Source organism: Streptomyces koelreuteriae, assembly GCF_018604545.1.
In the GTDB taxonomy this organism is placed as follows: Bacteria; Actinomycetota; Actinomycetes; order Streptomycetales; family Streptomycetaceae; genus Streptomyces; species Streptomyces koelreuteriae.
Window position 1 is genome coordinate 2,056,426 of sequence record NZ_CP075896.1, and the last position, 16,460, is coordinate 2,072,885.

Below are 16,460 nucleotides of genomic sequence, written 5' to 3' on the forward strand. Positions count from 1 at the left end.
CCGTTAGGGTGGGGCCTTTTCTGCTGGAGCCCCCAAGCGGAATCGAACCGCTGACCTTCTCCTTACCATGGAGACGCTCTACCGACTGAGCTATAGGGGCCTGTCGCCTTGCGGTTTCCCGCGCGGCAACGGAATAGATCATACCCCGAACAGACCCGTGCTCCCAACCACGTCAGAAGGCGGGCTGCAGCAGCCCTCCGAGGGCGTTGCACGCGGAGACTATGCGCTGCATGTCCCGCTTGGTCAACGTCGCGTCGACGGGCAGCGCGAGCGTCTCGTCGGCGGCTCGCTCCGTCTCCGGGAGAGAAACACACCGCCGGAATTCGGGCAGCCGATGCACGGGGGTCTTCACCGGCACCCGGCATTCAACTCCCTTGGCCCGCACGGCCCGTGCGAAGGCATCCCGGTCCGGTCGCCCGTTACCCGGAACCCGAACGACGTACTGCTGGTAGGTGTGCCCGTCACCGTCGTCCGGTGTCCGCACTCCCCTCAGCTTCGCGTGGAGATAGCCGGCACGCTCCCTGCGCTGCGCTATCTCGTCGTACGGCGCCTCGGACTCTCCTTGTTCCAGCACGAGCAGTCCGTGCCGCGCTCCCAGCGTGTGCAGCCGCGCGAGGTCGGCGAGCCGTCCGAAGCGGTGCACGACAACCACGGCCGCGGTGCGCGGAGTTACCGCCGCTTCCACAGCGACGGCGTCGAGGCAGTAGGTGGCAGGATCTATGTCGGCGAACACCGGCATCGCCCCGGCCATGGCAACGGCCTCGGCGACCTCGACGTTCCCGAAGGCCGGCACGACGACCTCGTCACCGAGTCCGACTCCGGCGGCCCTGAGCATTGCAGCAGTACCCATGCTTTGGATGCTGAGCGCGCAACGTGAACTTCAAGTGACGCGGAACAAAAAAGGGCCGGTCCCGTAACCAAAGTTACGGGACCGGCCCTTTGAATGATTGTTCGGCGGCGTCCTACTCTCCCACAGGGTCCCCCCTGCAGTACCATCGGCGCTGAAAGGCTTAGCTTCCGGGTTCGGAATGTAACCGGGCGTTTCCCTAACGCTAAAACCACCGAAACACTATGAAACTGTAAACTGCCGCACCATACCGTGACCTGGGTATGGGGCTGTTCGTGGTTTCAGAACCAACACAGTGGACGCGAGCAACTGAGGACAAGCCCTCGGCCTATTAGTACCGGTCAACTCCACACGTTACCGTGCTTCCATATCCGGCCTATCAACCCAGTCGTCTACTGGGAGCCTTACCCTCTCAAGGAGGTGGGAATACTCATCTCGAAGCAGGCTTCCCGCTTAGATGCTTTCAGCGGTTATCCCTCCCGAACGTAGCCAACCAGCCATGCCCTTGGCAGAACAACTGGCACACCAGAGGTTCGTCCGTCCCGGTCCTCTCGTACTAGGGACAGCCCTTCTCAATATTCCTACGCGCACAGCGGATAGGGACCGAACTGTCTCACGACGTTCTAAACCCAGCTCGCGTACCGCTTTAATGGGCGAACAGCCCAACCCTTGGGACCGACTCCAGCCCCAGGATGCGACGAGCCGACATCGAGGTGCCAAACCATCCCGTCGATATGGACTCTTGGGGAAGATCAGCCTGTTATCCCCGGGGTACCTTTTATCCGTTGAGCGACGGCGCTTCCACAAGCCACCGCCGGATCACTAGTCCCGACTTTCGTCCCTGCTCGACCCGTCGGTCTCACAGTCAAGCTCCCTTGTGCACTTACACTCAACACCTGATTGCCAACCAGGCTGAGGGAACCTTTGGGCGCCTCCGTTACTCTTTAGGAGGCAACCGCCCCAGTTAAACTACCCATCAGACACTGTCCCTGATCCGGATCACGGACCCAGGTTAGACATCCAGCACGACCAGACTGGTATTTCAACGACGACTCCACCCACACTGGCGTGCGAGTTTCAAAGTCTCCCAGCTATCCTACACAAGCCGAACCGAACACCAATATCAAACTGTAGTAAAGGTCCCGGGGTCTTTCCGTCCTGCTGCGCGAAACGAGCATCTTTACTCGTAGTGCAATTTCACCGGGCCTATGGTTGAGACAGTCGAGAAGTCGTTACGCCATTCGTGCAGGTCGGAACTTACCCGACAAGGAATTTCGCTACCTTAGGATGGTTATAGTTACCACCGCCGTTTACTGGCGCTTAAGTTCTCAGCTTCGCCACCCCGAAGAGTGACTAACCGGTCCCCTTAACGTTCCAGCACCGGGCAGGCGTCAGTCCGTATACATCGCCTTACGGCTTCGCACGGACCTGTGTTTTTAGTAAACAGTCGCTTCTCGCTGGTCTCTGCGGCCACCCCCAGCTCAGAGCGCGAAGCTCATCACCGGATGTGGCCCCCCTTCTCCCGAAGTTACGGGGGCATTTTGCCGAGTTCCTTAACCATAGTTCACCCGAACGCCTCGGTATTCTCTACCTGACCACCTGAGTCGGTTTAGGGTACGGGCCGCCATGAAACTCGCTAGAGGCTTTTCTCGACAGCATAGGATCATCCACTTCACCACAATCGGCTCGGCATCAGGTCTCAGCCTTGTGTGCGACGGATTTACCTATCGCACGGCCTACACCCTTACCCCGGGACAACCACCGCCCGGGATGGACTACCTTCCTGCGTCACCCCATCACTCACCTACTACCAACTTGGGTCACCGGCTCCACCACTTTCCTTTCCCCGAAGGGTCCGGAACGGCTTCACGGGCTTAGCATCACTGGATTCGATGTTTGACGCTTCACAGCGGGTACCGGAATATCAACCGGTTATCCATCGACTACGCCTGTCGGCCTCGCCTTAGGTCCCGACTTACCCTGGGCAGATCAGCTTGACCCAGGAACCCTTAGTCAATCGGCGCACACGTTTCTCACGTGTGAATCGCTACTCATGCCTGCATTCTCACTCGTCAACCGTCCACAACTCGCTTACGCGGCTGCTTCACCCGGCAGACGACGCTCCCCTACCCATCACAGCACCCGTTGGGGCTTATTGCTGCAATGACACGACTTCGGCGGTACGCTTGAGCCCCGCTACATTGTCGGCGCGGAATCACTAGACCAGTGAGCTATTACGCACTCTTTCAAGGGTGGCTGCTTCTAAGCCAACCTCCTGGTTGTCTCTGCGACTCCACATCCTTTCCCACTTAGCGTACGCTTAGGGGCCTTAGTCGATGCTCTGGGCTGTTTCCCTCTCGACCATGGAGCTTATCCCCCACAGTCTCACTGCCGCGCTCTCACTTACCGGCATTCGGAGTTTGGCTAAGGTCAGTAACCCGGTAGGGCCCATCGCCTATCCAGTGCTCTACCTCCGGCAAGAAACACACGACGCTGCACCTAAATGCATTTCGGGGAGAACCAGCTATCACGGAGTTTGATTGGCCTTTCACCCCTAACCACAGGTCATCCCCCAGGTTTTCAACCCTGGTGGGTTCGGTCCTCCACGAAGTCTTACCTCCGCTTCAACCTGCCCATGGCTAGATCACTCCGCTTCGGGTCTTGAGCGTGCTACTGAATCGCCCTGTTCGGACTCGCTTTCGCTACGGCTTCCCCACCCGGGTTAACCTCGCAACACACCGCAAACTCGCAGGCTCATTCTTCAAAAGGCACGCAGTCACGAGATGGAAGCAAGCTTCCATCCGACGCTCCCACGGCTTGTAGGCACACGGTTTCAGGTACTATTTCACTCCGCTCCCGCGGTACTTTTCACCATTCCCTCACGGTACTATCCGCTATCGGTCACCAGGGAATATTTAGGCTTAGCGGGTGGTCCCGCCAGATTCACACGGGATTTCTCGGGCCCCGTGCTACTTGGGTGTCTCTCAAACGAGCCGCTGACGTTTCGACTACGGGGGTCTTACCCTCTACGCCGGACCTTTCGCATGTCCTTCGCCTACATCAACGGTTTCTGACTCGTCCTGTCGCCGGCAGACGACAGAAGAGAGATCCCACAACCCCGTATACGCAACCCCTGCCGGGTCTCACACGCATACGGTTTGGCCTCATCCGGTTTCGCTCGCCACTACTCCCGGAATCACGGTTGTTTTCTCTTCCTGCGGGTACTGAGATGTTTCACTTCCCCGCGTTCCCTCCACACTGCCTATGTGTTCAGCAGCGGGTGACAGCCCATGACGACTGCCGGGTTTCCCCATTCGGAAACCCCCGGATCAAAGCCTGGTTGACGACTCCCCGGGGACTATCGTGGCCTCCCACGTCCTTCATCGGTTCCTGGTGCCAAGGCATCCACCGTGCGCCCTTAAAAACTTGGCCACAGATGCTCGCGTCCACTGTGCAGTTCTCAAACAACGACCAGCCACCCATCACCCCACCCTTACCAGGTGAGTTCACTGGGGCCGGCGACTGAGGAAAAGTTCGTTCCCTCAGACACCCAACAGCGTGCCCGGCCGGCTCCCGTCCGAAGATCAGCGTTCCACGCCCCCAAAGGGAGCAGTACTAGCAGCCTCCGACCCAAGAATCCGGCCGAATAGTCAACGTTCCACCCATGAGCAACCAGCATCAGACGTTCGCTGATGTACTGGCCTCTGACCTCACCCCGAGGGGATCGGTAAGAAGTGCTCCTTAGAAAGGAGGTGATCCAGCCGCACCTTCCGGTACGGCTACCTTGTTACGACTTCGTCCCAATCGCCAGTCCCACCTTCGACAGCTCCCTCCCACAAGGGGTTGGGCCACCGGCTTCGGGTGTTACCGACTTTCGTGACGTGACGGGCGGTGTGTACAAGGCCCGGGAACGTATTCACCGCAGCAATGCTGATCTGCGATTACTAGCGACTCCGACTTCATGGGGTCGAGTTGCAGACCCCAATCCGAACTGAGACCGGCTTTTTGAGATTCGCTCCACCTCGCGGTATCGCAGCTCATTGTACCGGCCATTGTAGCACGTGTGCAGCCCAAGACATAAGGGGCATGATGACTTGACGTCGTCCCCACCTTCCTCCGAGTTGACCCCGGCGGTCTCCCGTGAGTCCCCAGCACCACAAGGGCCTGCTGGCAACACGGGACAAGGGTTGCGCTCGTTGCGGGACTTAACCCAACATCTCACGACACGAGCTGACGACAGCCATGCACCACCTGTACACCGACCACAAGGGGGCGCCTGTCTCCAGACGTTTCCGGTGTATGTCAAGCCTTGGTAAGGTTCTTCGCGTTGCGTCGAATTAAGCCACATGCTCCGCCGCTTGTGCGGGCCCCCGTCAATTCCTTTGAGTTTTAGCCTTGCGGCCGTACTCCCCAGGCGGGGCACTTAATGCGTTAGCTGCGGCACGGACAACGTGGAATGTTGCCCACACCTAGTGCCCACCGTTTACGGCGTGGACTACCAGGGTATCTAATCCTGTTCGCTCCCCACGCTTTCGCTCCTCAGCGTCAGTATCGGCCCAGAGATCCGCCTTCGCCACCGGTGTTCCTCCTGATATCTGCGCATTTCACCGCTACACCAGGAATTCCGATCTCCCCTACCGAACTCTAGCCTGCCCGTATCGACTGCAGACCCGGGGTTAAGCCCCGGGCTTTCACAACCGACGTGACAAGCCGCCTACGAGCTCTTTACGCCCAATAATTCCGGACAACGCTCGCGCCCTACGTATTACCGCGGCTGCTGGCACGTAGTTAGCCGGCGCTTCTTCTGCAGGTACCGTCACTTTCGCTTCTTCCCTGCTGAAAGAGGTTTACAACCCGAAGGCCGTCATCCCTCACGCGGCGTCGCTGCATCAGGCTTTCGCCCATTGTGCAATATTCCCCACTGCTGCCTCCCGTAGGAGTCTGGGCCGTGTCTCAGTCCCAGTGTGGCCGGTCGCCCTCTCGGACCGGCTACCCGTCGTCGCCTTGGTGAGCCATTACCTCACCAACAAGCTGATAGGCCGCGGGCTCATCCTTCACCGCCGGAGCTTTTAACCTCCACTCAGGAGAGTGGAGATGTTATCCGGTATTAGACCCCGTTTCCAGGGCTTGTCCCAGAGTGAAGGGCAGATTGCCCACGTGTTACTCACCCGTTCGCCACTAATCCACCCCGAAGGGCTTCATCGTTCGACTTGCATGTGTTAAGCACGCCGCCAGCGTTCGTCCTGAGCCAGGATCAAACTCTCCGTGAATGTGTACCGGTAATCCGGTCGACACCACGAGAGCGGAACAGTCAGGCGGAATAGGCCCGACCGTTCACAGCGTCCTCGCTGTGTTTTTTCAAAGGAACCTCGTCCCAGCGAATGCTGGAGACGGGGTATCAACATATCTGGCGTTGACTTTTGGCACGCTGTTGAGTTCTCAAGGAACGGTCGCTTCCTTTGTACTCACCCTCTCAGGCTTTCCTCCGGGCGCTTCCCTTCGGTCTTGCGTTTCCGACTCTATCAGATCTTTCCGATCCGATTTCCTCGGTGCTTTCCAGGTTCTCGCTTTCGCGTTTCCCTTTCCGGCGGTTCCGACTTTATCAGAAGTTCCTGAGTCGGATTTCCCCTCCCTCGGCCGAAGCATGATCCCCGGCGCTGAGTTGGCCGGGTGCCCCGTCGGGAGGAGTTGTAAACCTACTGGAGCGGGGCTCCTCGATGCAAATCGAGGAGCCCCGCTCCCAGTTGGCGCCCGCTCGGGCCCGACGGCCCGTCAGACGTCCACGACCACAGGCAGGATCATCGGCCGGCGCCGGTAGTTGTCCGAGACCCACTTGCCCAGCGTGCGGCGAACGAGCTGCTGGAGCTGGTGGGGTTCGACCACGCCGTCCTGGGCGGAGCGTTCGAGCACCTCCGTGATCCGGGGGGCCACGTCGCCGAAGGCCGAGTCCTCGATGCCGGAACCGCGGGCCTGGATGTGCGGGCCGCCGGTGATCTTCCCGGTGGAGGAGTCGATGACCACGAAGACCGAGATGATGCCCTCGTCGCCGAGGATCTTGCGGTCCTTGAGGGCCGGCTCGCCCACGTCCCCGACGGAGAGGCCGTCGACGTAGACATAGCCCGCCTGGACCTTGCCGGAGATCTTCGCCTTGCCCTCGATGAGGTCGACGACCACGCCGTCCTCGGCGATGACGATGCGGTCGTGCGGGACGCCGGTCAGGGCGCCCAGTTCGGCGTTGGCGCGCAGGTGGCGCCATTCGCCGTGCACCGGCATCAGGTTCTTCGGGCGGCAGATGTTGTAGAAGTACAGCAGCTCGCCCGCGGACGCGTGGCCGGAGACGTGGACCTTGGCGTTGCCCTTGTGGACCACGTTGGCGCCCCAGCGGGTGAGGCCGTTGATCACGCGGTAGACCGCGTTCTCGTTGCCGGGGATCAGGGACGACGCCAGGATCACCGTGTCGCCCTGGACGATCCGGATCTGGTGGTCCCTGTTGGCCATGCGGGACAGGGCCGCCATCGGTTCGCCCTGGGAGCCCGTGCAGACCAGGACCACCTCGCGGTCGGGAAGGTCGTCGAGCGTCTTGACGTCGACCACCAGGCCCGGCGGGACCTTCAGATAGCCCAGGTCCCGCGCGATGCCCATGTTGCGGACCATCGAGCGGCCGACGAAGGCGACCCTGCGGCCGTATTCGTTGGCCGCGTCCAGGATCTGCTGGATGCGGTGGATGTGGCTGGCAAAGCTCGCCACGATGATCCGCTTGCGGGCGTTCCCGAAGACCTGGTGCAGGACGTTGGAGATGTCCCGCTCGGGCGGGACGAACCCCGGGACCTCGGCGTTCGTCGAGTCGGAGAGGAGGAGGTCGATCCCTTCCTCGCTCAGACGTGCGAACGCGTGCAGGTCCGTCAGACGGTTGTCCAGCGGGAGCTGGTCCATCTTGAAGTCGCCCGTGTGGACGACCATGCCCGCCGGGGTGCGGATGGCCACGGCCAGCGCGTCCGGGATGGAGTGGTTGACCGCGACGAACTCGCAGTCGAAGGGGCCGATGCGCTCGCGGTGCCCTTCCGCCACCTCGAGGGTGTACGGACGGATGCGGTGCTCCTGGAGCTTGGCCTCGATGAGGGCGAGGGTCAGCTTGGAGCCGATCAGCGGGATGTCCGGCTTCTCGCGCAGGAGGAAGGGAACGGCGCCGATGTGGTCCTCGTGGCCGTGCGTGAGGACGATGCCCTCGATGTCGTCGAGGCGGTCCCTGATGGACGAGAAGTCCGGCAGGATCAGGTCGATTCCGGGCTGCTCCTCCTCGGGGAAGAGCACTCCGCAGTCGACGATCAGCAGGCGGCCGCCGTATTCGAAGACCGTCATGTTGCGGCCGATCTCACCGAGACCGCCGAGCGGGGTGACGCGCAGGCCGCCGTCGGGGAGCGGCGGGGGCGGGCCGAGTTCGGGATGCGGATGACTCAAAAGACTCTCCTCACCACACGCGCCACGTACCGGTAGGGCACGTGGCGCGCATGACGTTCGTGCAGATGCAGTTGTCTGTGTGGGGTGCGCGGGCACCGGTGGCCCGCTTATTCAGTTGTGAAGCACGCGCGCGGGGGTCCCGCGCGAAGTCTGATGTCAGAGCTGTACCCCGCCGGCGGCAAGATCGATCTTGAGTTGCTCGATCTCTTCGGGCGCGCACTCGACCATGGGGGCGCGCAGGGGCCCGGCGGGCAGGCCCTTCAGGGCGAGCGCCGCCTTGGTCGTCATCACGCCCTGGGTGCGGAACATGCCCGTGTAGACGGGGAGCAGCTTCTGGTGGATCTCGGTGGCCTTCTGGACGTCACCGGAGGTGTACGCCTCGACCAGGGCGCGCAGCTCGGGGGTGACCACGTGGCCGACGACCGAGACGAAGCCGACGGCGCCGACGGAGAGCAGCGGGAGGTTCAGCATGTCGTCGCCGGAGTACCAGGCGAGGCCGGAGGTGGCGATGGCCCAGCTCGCGCGGCCGAGGTCGCCCTTGGCGTCCTTGTTGGCGACGATGCGCGGGTGCTCGGCGAGGCGGACGAGCGTCTCGGTGTTGATCGGGACGCCGCTGCGGCCGGGGATGTCGTAGAGCATGACCGGCAGGCCGGCGGCGTCGGCGATGGCCGTGAAGTGCCGGTAGAGGCCCTCTTGCGGGGGCTTGTTGTAGTACGGCGTCACGACGAGCAGGCCGTGTGCGCCGGTGCGCTCCGCCGCGCGGGCCAGTTGGATGCTGTGGTGGGTGTCGTTGGTGCCGACGCCGGCCACGACGTAAGCGCGGTCGCCGACCGCTTCCAGGACCGCCCGTACGAGATCCGCTTTCTCCGCGTCGCTGGTGGTCGGGGACTCGCCGGTGGTCCCGTTGATGACCAGGCCGTCGTTGCCTGCGTCCACCAGGTGGGTGGCGAGCCGCTGCGCGCCGTCGAGGTCGAGTGCGCCGTCCGCCGTGAAGGGCGTGACCATGGCGGTGAGGACCCGCCCGAAGGGGGTCTGCGGAGTGGAGGTCGGAGCCATGGGTTACACGCTACTCGTTGCTCAGGACCGGGTCTGCCCTAGGGGCAGGCGACAAGTCGCGACAAAGGTGGAGCCCGGCACTGCCTGCTCGGGGGTTCAAGCAGTGCCGGACCCGTTCGATCAGGCTAAGTGAACTTCTCGAAATGCCGCAATACGGACACTTCGCACGGCTGAACCGTACATCTGTGCCTGATCGGGGAACCGGGCCGCGTTACGGCGCGACGCGTCCGTTCGCGTTGAAGGCGGCGTAGGTGAGCGGCATGAGCCGGGCCCACTCGGCCTCCATCTTCTCGCCGACCATCTCGATCTCGCGCTGCGGGAAGGAGGGGACCTTGGCCAGCTCGTGCTGGGTGCGCAGGCCGAGGAAGTGCATCAGCGAGCGGGCGTTGCAGGTGGCGTACATCGAGGAGTACAGGCCGACCGGGAGGACCGCGCGGGCGACCTCGCGGGCGACGCCGGCGGCGAGCATCTCCTGGTAGGCCTCGTACGCCTGCCGGTAGGAGTCCTCCATCACACGGCCGACCAGCTCCTGCTGGGCCTGGGTGCCCTCGACGAAGACGTACTTGCCGGGGCGGCCCTCCTGGACGAGCTTGCGGGACTCGTCGGGGACGTAGAAGACCGACTGGAGCTCCCGGTACCGGCCCGACTCCTCGTTGTACGACCAGCCCACGCGGTGCCGCATGAACTCGCGGAAGACGAAGATCGGGGCACTGATGAGGAAGGTCATCGAGTTGTGCTCGAAGGGGCTGCCGTGCCGGTCCCGCATCAGGTAGTTGATCAGGCCCTTGGAACGCTCGGGGTCCTTGCCCAGCTCCTCCAGGGACTGCTCGCCGAGGGTCGAGACGCGGGCGGCGAAGAGGACGTCCGCGTCGGACGCGGTGTGCTTGACCAGCTCGACGGTGACGTCACTGCGGTAGCTGGGCTTGGGGTCGTCGGCGGGGGTGTCGGTCACGGTTGGCAGGGCCTTCCCATCTCGTCGTGTGGCGACGTCACTCTACGGCCCGACGAAATCAGAGCGATCGGTGGCGTGCCGCAATGAAGTCGGTGAAACAGGGCACCTCTGAGGGAGTTCTTTCGTCTCTACTGATGAAAGTGATCCGTCCCACCTCCGAAGGAGAAGCACCCCTGATGTTCGGTCGGCGTGAACCCGTACCGTTTGCCTTCGTCGCCGAGGCCGACAGGTTCCGCAGCAATATCAATCCCCCACCGCGTGAGCGGCTGTCGGTCAGCCAGCAGGCCGGGCGCTGGCTGATGGGCCTGACCATCGTGGCGGGGCTCGTGGGTTCCCTGGTCGTCGGGACACCCGCGCTGTCCTCCGATCGCCCGGATTCGCATCCGCAGCAGTCGCAGGCGTCCCAGGACCACTGAGCGACCGCGGGCCGGTGGTGACTCCATCCGGCCCCCTGGCGGTGGTGACCGCGGAAACAGATCGGTAGCCTCACCGGGCACAGCCCACGCATGGATCGAGTGAGGACCAGCCGTGCCCCTGCCCTTCCTGACGGCCGACCGCGTTTTCGAGGCGGCGGACGACGTTCCGCTGCCGCACGAGGACCGTGACACCTGGCGGCGGCCGTACCGCCCCGGGCCGTGGCGGGTGGGGGCGGCGGCGCTGGCGCTGCTGCTCGCCTCGTTCGTGCTGTTCGCGGCGGTCATCATCGCGGCGACGGCCGAACCGGCCTCGGCCGGGCTGGTGTTCGCTCTCGCGCTGCTCGTCATCGCCGGTGCGCTGCGGCTGCTGCGCATGGGCGTGTGGGTGAGCGCGCGCGGGCTGCGGCACGTGGGTTTCCTCACGACGCGTACGGCGCCCTGGGCGCAGGTCGTCTCGGTGCGCACGGTGCAGCAGCCGGTGCGCTGGCTGGGGCTCCCCCGGACCCTGCAGGGCCAGGCGCTGCTGCTCGTCCGGCGGGGACAGGCCGCGGACGGTGTGCCGCCGCTGCTGACGACGCACAACGCGGACTTCCTGGGCCGCACGGAGGCCTTCGGGCGGGCGGCCGACGCGGTGCAGGCGTGGGCCGACGAGTACGGCCCGCGCTGACGTCCTGATGACATGCCGGCGGGGCCGGACCGTTCTCGGTCCGGCCCCGCCGGCATGTGTGCGTGCGGCTCAGGCGGCTTCGGGCCGCCTGCCGTCGTGCAGGGCGATCGCGCGTTGCATCGCCTTGCGGGCGCGCGGGGTGTCGCGGGCGTCGTGGTAGGCGACGGCAAGGCGGAACCAGGTGCGCCAGTCGCCGGGCGCGGCCTCCGTCTCGGCCTTGCGCCGGGCGAAGACCTCGTCGGCCGAGTCCCGGTCGATGCGCCCGCTGGGGGTGCGCTTCAGTTCGTCGACCGGCAGACCGCCCTCGGCGTCGAGTTCGGCGGCGAGCTGGTTGGCCCTGCGGACGAACTGGGTGTTCTTCCACAGGAACCACAGACCGATGACCGGCAGGATCAGCACCGCGACGCCGAAGGTCACGGTGAGGGGCGTGCCGGTCTCGATGAGCAGGACGCCGCGGCTGCCGACCAGGACGAAGTAGACGACCAGGACGGCGGCCGTGAGGGCGTAGGTGAGCTTCGCGCGCATGACGGTCAGGGGCTCAGCTCAGGTCCAGGAAGTGTTCCAGGCCGAAGGTCAGGCCGGGAACACTCCCCACGCGGCGGGCGCCGAGCAGGATGCCCGGCATGAAGCTGCTGTGGTGGAGCGAGTCGTGCCGGACCGTCAGGGTCTCGCCCTCGGCGCCGAGCAGGACCTCCTGGTGGGCCAGCAGACCGCGCAGCCGGACGGCGTGCACCGGGACGCCGTCGACGTCGGCGCCGCGGGCGCCGTCCAGGGCGGTGGTCGTGGCGTCGGGGGCCGGGGCGGTGCCGGCGGTGCGGCGGGCCTCGGCGATGAGCTGGGCGGTGCGCGTGGCGGTGCCGGAGGGGGCGTCCACCTTGTTCGGGTGGTGCAGCTCGACGACCTCGACGGACTCGAAGTACGGGGCGGCGAGCTGCGCGAACTTCATGGTCAGGACGGCGCCGATGGAGAAGTTCGGCGCGATGAGCACGCCGGTCGACGGGGACTTCGCCAGCCAGCTGTTGAGCTGCGCGAGGCGCTCGTCGGTCCAGCCGGTGGTGCCGACGACCGCGTGGATGCCGTGGCTCACGCAGTAGTCGAGGTTGGCCATGACCGAGTCGGGCGTGGTCAGTTCGACCACGACCTGGGCGCCGGTCTCGGCCAGCGTCTCCAGCTTGTCGCCCCGGCTCAGGGCGGCGACCAGTTCCATGTCCTCGGCGGCCTCGACGGCCCGGACGGCTTCCGAGCCGATCCGGCCCTTGGCGCCGAGGACCGCCACGCGCAGCTTGCTCATCTCTTGTGCTTCCTTCACCAGGGGGTTGTCAGGCGACGGCGTCGTGCAGGCGGGCCGCCTGTTTGTCCTTCAGCGGGCCGATGACCGACAGGGAAGGCCGCCGTCCCAGGATCTCGCGGGCGACCGAGCGGACGTCGTCCGGGGTGACCGACGTGATCCGGGCCAGCAGGTCGTCGACGGACATCTGCTCGCCCCAGCACAGCTCGCTCTTGCCGATACGGTTCATCAGCGCGCCGGTGTCCTCCAGGCCGAGGACCGTGGAGCCCCGGAGCTGGCCGATGGCGCGCCCGATCTCGTCGTCGGACAGGCCGTGCTCGGCGACCTGGTCGAGTTCGTCGCGGCAGATCTTCAGCACGTCGTGCACCTGGGAGGGGCGGCAGCCGGCGTACACGCCGAAGAGGCCGCAGTCGGCGAAGCCGGAGGTGTACGAGTACACGCTGTAGGCCAGGCCGCGCTTCTCGCGCACCTCCTGGAAGAGGCGGGACGACATGCCGCCGCCGAGCGCGGTGTTGAGCACGCCCAGGGCCCAGCGGCGCTCGTCCGTGCGGGCCAGGCCCGGCATGCCGAGCACGACGTGGGCCTGCTCGGTCTTGCGGTCGATCAGCTCCAGGCGGCCCGCGGTGCGCAGGGCGCGCCGGCCGCTGCGCGGGGCGACGGGCTCGGCGCTCGGTTCCCGGAAGGCTCCGGCCTTCTCGAAGGCGGCGCGGACCTGTCGTACGACCTTGGCGTGGTCGACGTTGCCCGCGCAGGCGACCACGAGGTGGGTCGGGTCGTAGTGCTTCTTGTAGAAGCGGCGGATGCGGTCGGCGGTGAGGGCGTTGACCGTGTCGACCGTGCCGAGGACCGGGCGGCCGAGGGGGTTGTCGCCGAACATCGTGTGCGCGAAAAGGTCGTGCACGCAGTCGCCCGGGTCGTCCTCGGTCATGGCGATCTCTTCGAGGATCGCGCCCCGCTCGACGTCGACGTCCTCCTCGAGGATCCGGGAGCCCGTGAGCATGTCGCAGACGACGTCGATGGCGAGCGGCAGGTCGGTGTCGAGGACACGCGCGTAGTAGCACGTGTACTCCTTCGCCGTGAACGCGTTCATCTCGCCGCCGACCGCGTCGATCGCGGCGGAGATGTCCAGGGCGGACCTGCGGTCGGTGCCCTTGAAGAGCAGGTGCTCCAGGTAGTGCGTGGCGCCGTTCAGAGCGGGGGTCTCGTCGCGGGAGCCGACGTGTGCCCAGATGCCGAAGGTGGCGGAGCGGACCGAGGGCAGGGTCTCGGTGACGATGCGCAGGCCGCCCGGGAGGGTGGTCTTGCGGACCGTGCCGATGCCGCTGGTGCCCTTGATCAGGGTTTGGGTACGGGCGACGGCCCGCGCCTCCGAGGAGGTGCGGGCCGTCGCCTTGGAGCTACTCGACGTCACTTGTCGGTGTCGTCCTTCGTCTCATCGTTCTCTTCGCCCTCGATGACCGGGATCAGGGAGAGCTTGCCGCGGGAGTCGATCTCGGCGATCTCGACCTGGACCTTCTGGCCCACACCGAGGACGTCCTCGACGTTCTCCACGCGCTTGCCGCCGGCGAGCTTGCGGATCTGCGAGATGTGCAGCAGACCGTCCTTGCCCGGGAGCAGCGACACGAACGCGCCGAAGGTGGTCGTCTTCACGACCGTGCCCAGGTAGCGCTCGCCGACCTCCGGCATGGTCGGGTTGGCGATGCCGTTGATCGTCGTACGAGCGGCCTCCGCGGAGGGGCCGTCGGCGGCACCGATGTAGATGGTGCCGTCGTCCTCGATGGTGATCTCGGCGCCGGTGTCCTCCTGGATCTGGTTGATCATCTTGCCCTTGGGGCCGATGACCTCACCGATCTTGTCCACGGGGATCTTGACGGTGATGATCCGCGGGGCGTTCGGGGACATCTCGTCCGGCGTGTCGATCGCTTCCATCATCACGTCGAGGATGTGGAGGCGGGCGTCACGGGCCTGCTTGAGAGCGGCGGCCAGGACGGAGGCCGGGATGCCGTCCAGCTTGGTGTCGAGCTGGAGGGCGGTCACGAAGTCCTTCGTGCCGGCGACCTTGAAGTCCATGTCGCCGAAGGCGTCCTCCGCACCGAGGATGTCGGTGAGGGTGACGTAGTGCGTCTCGCCCTCGATCTCCTGGGAGATCAGGCCCATGGCGATACCGGCGACCGGGGCCTTCAGGGGCACACCGGCGTTCAGCAGCGACATGGTGGAGGCGCAGACCGAGCCCATGGACGTCGAGCCGTTGGAGCTCAGCGCCTCGGAGACCTGGCGGATCGCGTAGGGGAACTCCTCGCGCGTCGGCAGGACCGGCACCAGGGCGCGCTCGGCGAGGGCGCCGTGGCCGATCTCGCGGCGCTTCGGGGAGCCGACGCGGCCGGTCTCGCCGGTGGAGTACGGCGGGAAGTTGTAGTTGTGCATGTAGCGCTTGCGCGTCACCGGCGACAGCGTGTCGAGCTGCTGCTCCATGCGGAGCATGTTCAGCGTCGTGACACCCAGGATCTGGGTCTCGCCACGCTCGAACACGGCGGAGCCGTGGACGCGCGGGATGGCCTCGACCTCGGCGGCCAGGGTGCGGATGTCGGTGACACCGCGGCCGTCGATGCGCTTCTTCTCCTTGATGACGCGCTCACGGACCAGGGTCTTGGTCAGCGAGCGGTACGCGGCGGAGATCTCCTTCTCGCGGCCCTCGAACTCCGGCAGGAGCTTCTCGGCGGCGAGCGCCTTGACGCGGTCCAGCTCGGACTCGCGCTCCTGCTTGCCGGCGATGGTCAGCGCGGAGGCGAGCTCCGGGCGGACGGCGGCGGTGAGCGCCTCGAGGACGTCGTCCTGGTAGTCCAGGAAGATCGGGAACTCGCCGGTCGGCTTGGCGGCCTTGGCGGCGAGGTCCGACTGGGCCTTGCAGAGGACCTTGATGAAGGGCTTCGCGGCGTCCAGACCGGCGGCGACGACCTCCTCGGTCGGCGCCTCGACGCCGCCCTCGACCAGCTTGATGGTCTTGTCGGTGGCCTCGGCCTCGACCATCATGATCGCGACGTCGCCGTCCTCCAGGACACGGCCGGCGACGACCATGTCGAAGGCGGCGTCCTCGAGCTCGGTGTGCGTCGGGAAGGCCACCCACTGGCCGCGGATCAGCGCGACGCGGACGCCGCCGATCGGGCCGGAGAAGGGCAGGCCGGCCAGCTGCGTGGACGCGGAGGCGGCGTTGATCGCCACGACGTCGTACAGGTGGTCGGGGTTGAGCGCCATGATCGTGGCGACGACCTGGATCTCGTTGCGCAGGCCCTTCTTGAAGGACGGGCGCAGCGGGCGGTCGATCAGGCGGCAGGTGAGGATGGCGTCCTCGGAGGGACGGCCCTCACGGCGGAAGAAGCTGCCGGGGATCTTGCCGGCGGCGTACATCCGCTCCTCGACGTCCACCGTCAGGGGGAAGAAGTCGAGCTGGTCCTTGGGGTTCTTGGAGGCGGTGGTGGCCGACAGCACCATGGTGTCGTCGTCCAGGTACGCCACGGCGGAGCCGGCGGCCTGCTTGGCCAGGCGGCCCGTCTCGAAGCGGATGGTGCGGGTGCCGAAGGCGCCATTGTCGATGACGGCCTCGGCGTAGTGGGTCTCGTTCTCCACTAGCGTTATCTCCTCGTCTTCGTCTCCTGCTGCCCGTGTGGCAGGGAGACGGTTGCGGAGAGCGCGCCGGGCTGTGCGGGCCGGTCTTCGATCGAAGCACCCGGGGCTCGCATTCCCCCGGGGGCCACTACCGAGGACCGGCGGCGGCTAGG

10 protein-coding genes, 1 tRNA gene and 3 rRNA genes are annotated in these 16,460 nt (G+C 65.4%); 2 read left to right on the top strand and 12 right to left on the bottom strand.

The genetic code is table 11. The features are described 5' to 3' along the window. Positions 1–24: 24 nt before the first annotated feature. The 8 genes from KJK29_RS08975 to thyX all read right to left on the bottom strand — a co-directional run bounded on the left by KJK29_RS08975 (position 25) and on the right by thyX (position 10,313). A tRNA-Thr gene (locus tag KJK29_RS08975) sits at positions 25–100 on the bottom strand. A 72-nt stretch (positions 101–172) separates the two neighbouring features. Beyond that, complete coding sequence (locus KJK29_RS08980) at positions 173–835, bottom strand: DegT/DnrJ/EryC1/StrS family aminotransferase (protein WP_215124212.1); 663 nt, start codon at positions 833–835, stop codon at positions 173–175. 114 nt (positions 836–949) lie between these two features. Then, positions 950–1,066 (bottom strand): 5S ribosomal RNA (gene rrf, locus KJK29_RS08985). A gap of 92 nt (positions 1,067–1,158) precedes the next feature. Beyond that, a 23S ribosomal RNA gene (locus tag KJK29_RS08990) occupies positions 1,159–4,279 on the bottom strand. Between the two features lie 313 nt (positions 4,280–4,592). Beyond that, positions 4,593–6,117 (bottom strand): 16S ribosomal RNA (locus KJK29_RS08995). Together the 16S, 23S and 5S rRNA genes form the textbook arrangement of a ribosomal RNA operon. 502 nt (positions 6,118–6,619) lie before the next feature. Next, positions 6,620–8,305, bottom strand: coding sequence for a ribonuclease J (locus KJK29_RS09000; protein WP_215118188.1), 1,686 nt, complete (start codon positions 8,303–8,305; stop codon positions 6,620–6,622). Between the two features lie 156 nt (positions 8,306–8,461). After that, on the bottom strand, positions 8,462–9,361 hold the full coding sequence (gene dapA, locus KJK29_RS09005) for a 4-hydroxy-tetrahydrodipicolinate synthase (RefSeq protein ID WP_215118189.1): 900 nt from the start codon (positions 9,359–9,361) through the stop codon (positions 8,462–8,464). A gap of 211 nt (positions 9,362–9,572) precedes the next feature. Beyond that, complete coding sequence (gene thyX, locus KJK29_RS09010; protein WP_215118190.1) at positions 9,573–10,313, bottom strand: FAD-dependent thymidylate synthase; 741 nt, start codon at positions 10,311–10,313, stop codon at positions 9,573–9,575. Positions 10,314–10,489: 176 nt separating this feature from the next. On the opposite strand from thyX, the gene KJK29_RS09015 reads away from it, so the two are divergent. Both KJK29_RS09015 and KJK29_RS09020 read left to right on the top strand, forming a co-directional pair. After that, entirely contained in the window at positions 10,490–10,729 is a 240-nt protein-coding gene (locus KJK29_RS09015; RefSeq protein ID WP_215124213.1) for a hypothetical protein, read from the top strand. Positions 10,730–10,841: 112 nt separating this feature from the next. After that, positions 10,842–11,396: a hypothetical protein gene (locus KJK29_RS09020; protein WP_215118191.1), complete on the top strand. Its 555-nt coding sequence runs from the start codon at positions 10,842–10,844 to the stop codon at positions 11,394–11,396. 69 nt (positions 11,397–11,465) lie between these two features. Here the strand turns inward: KJK29_RS09020 and KJK29_RS09025 are convergent, their stop codons facing one another. The 4 genes from KJK29_RS09025 to KJK29_RS09040 are packed head-to-tail and all read right to left on the bottom strand — an operon-like array spanning position 11,466 to position 16,308. Next, a complete protein-coding gene (locus tag KJK29_RS09025) occupies positions 11,466–11,921 on the bottom strand; it encodes a tetratricopeptide repeat protein (protein ID WP_215118192.1) in 456 nt (151 codons plus the stop codon). Positions 11,922–11,934: 13 nt separating this feature from the next. Next, positions 11,935–12,687, bottom strand: a complete 753-nt coding sequence (gene dapB, locus KJK29_RS09030; RefSeq protein ID WP_215118193.1) for a 4-hydroxy-tetrahydrodipicolinate reductase — start codon at positions 12,685–12,687, stop codon at positions 11,935–11,937. Between the two features lie 28 nt (positions 12,688–12,715). Next, positions 12,716–14,095, bottom strand: a complete 1,380-nt coding sequence (locus tag KJK29_RS09035; RefSeq protein WP_215118194.1) for a M16 family metallopeptidase — start codon at positions 14,093–14,095, stop codon at positions 12,716–12,718. Next, entirely contained in the window at positions 14,092–16,308 is a 2,217-nt protein-coding gene (locus KJK29_RS09040) for a polyribonucleotide nucleotidyltransferase (RefSeq protein WP_215118195.1), read from the bottom strand. The genes KJK29_RS09035 and KJK29_RS09040 overlap by 4 nt, the downstream gene beginning before the upstream one ends. Positions 16,309–16,460 lie beyond the last annotated feature (152 nt).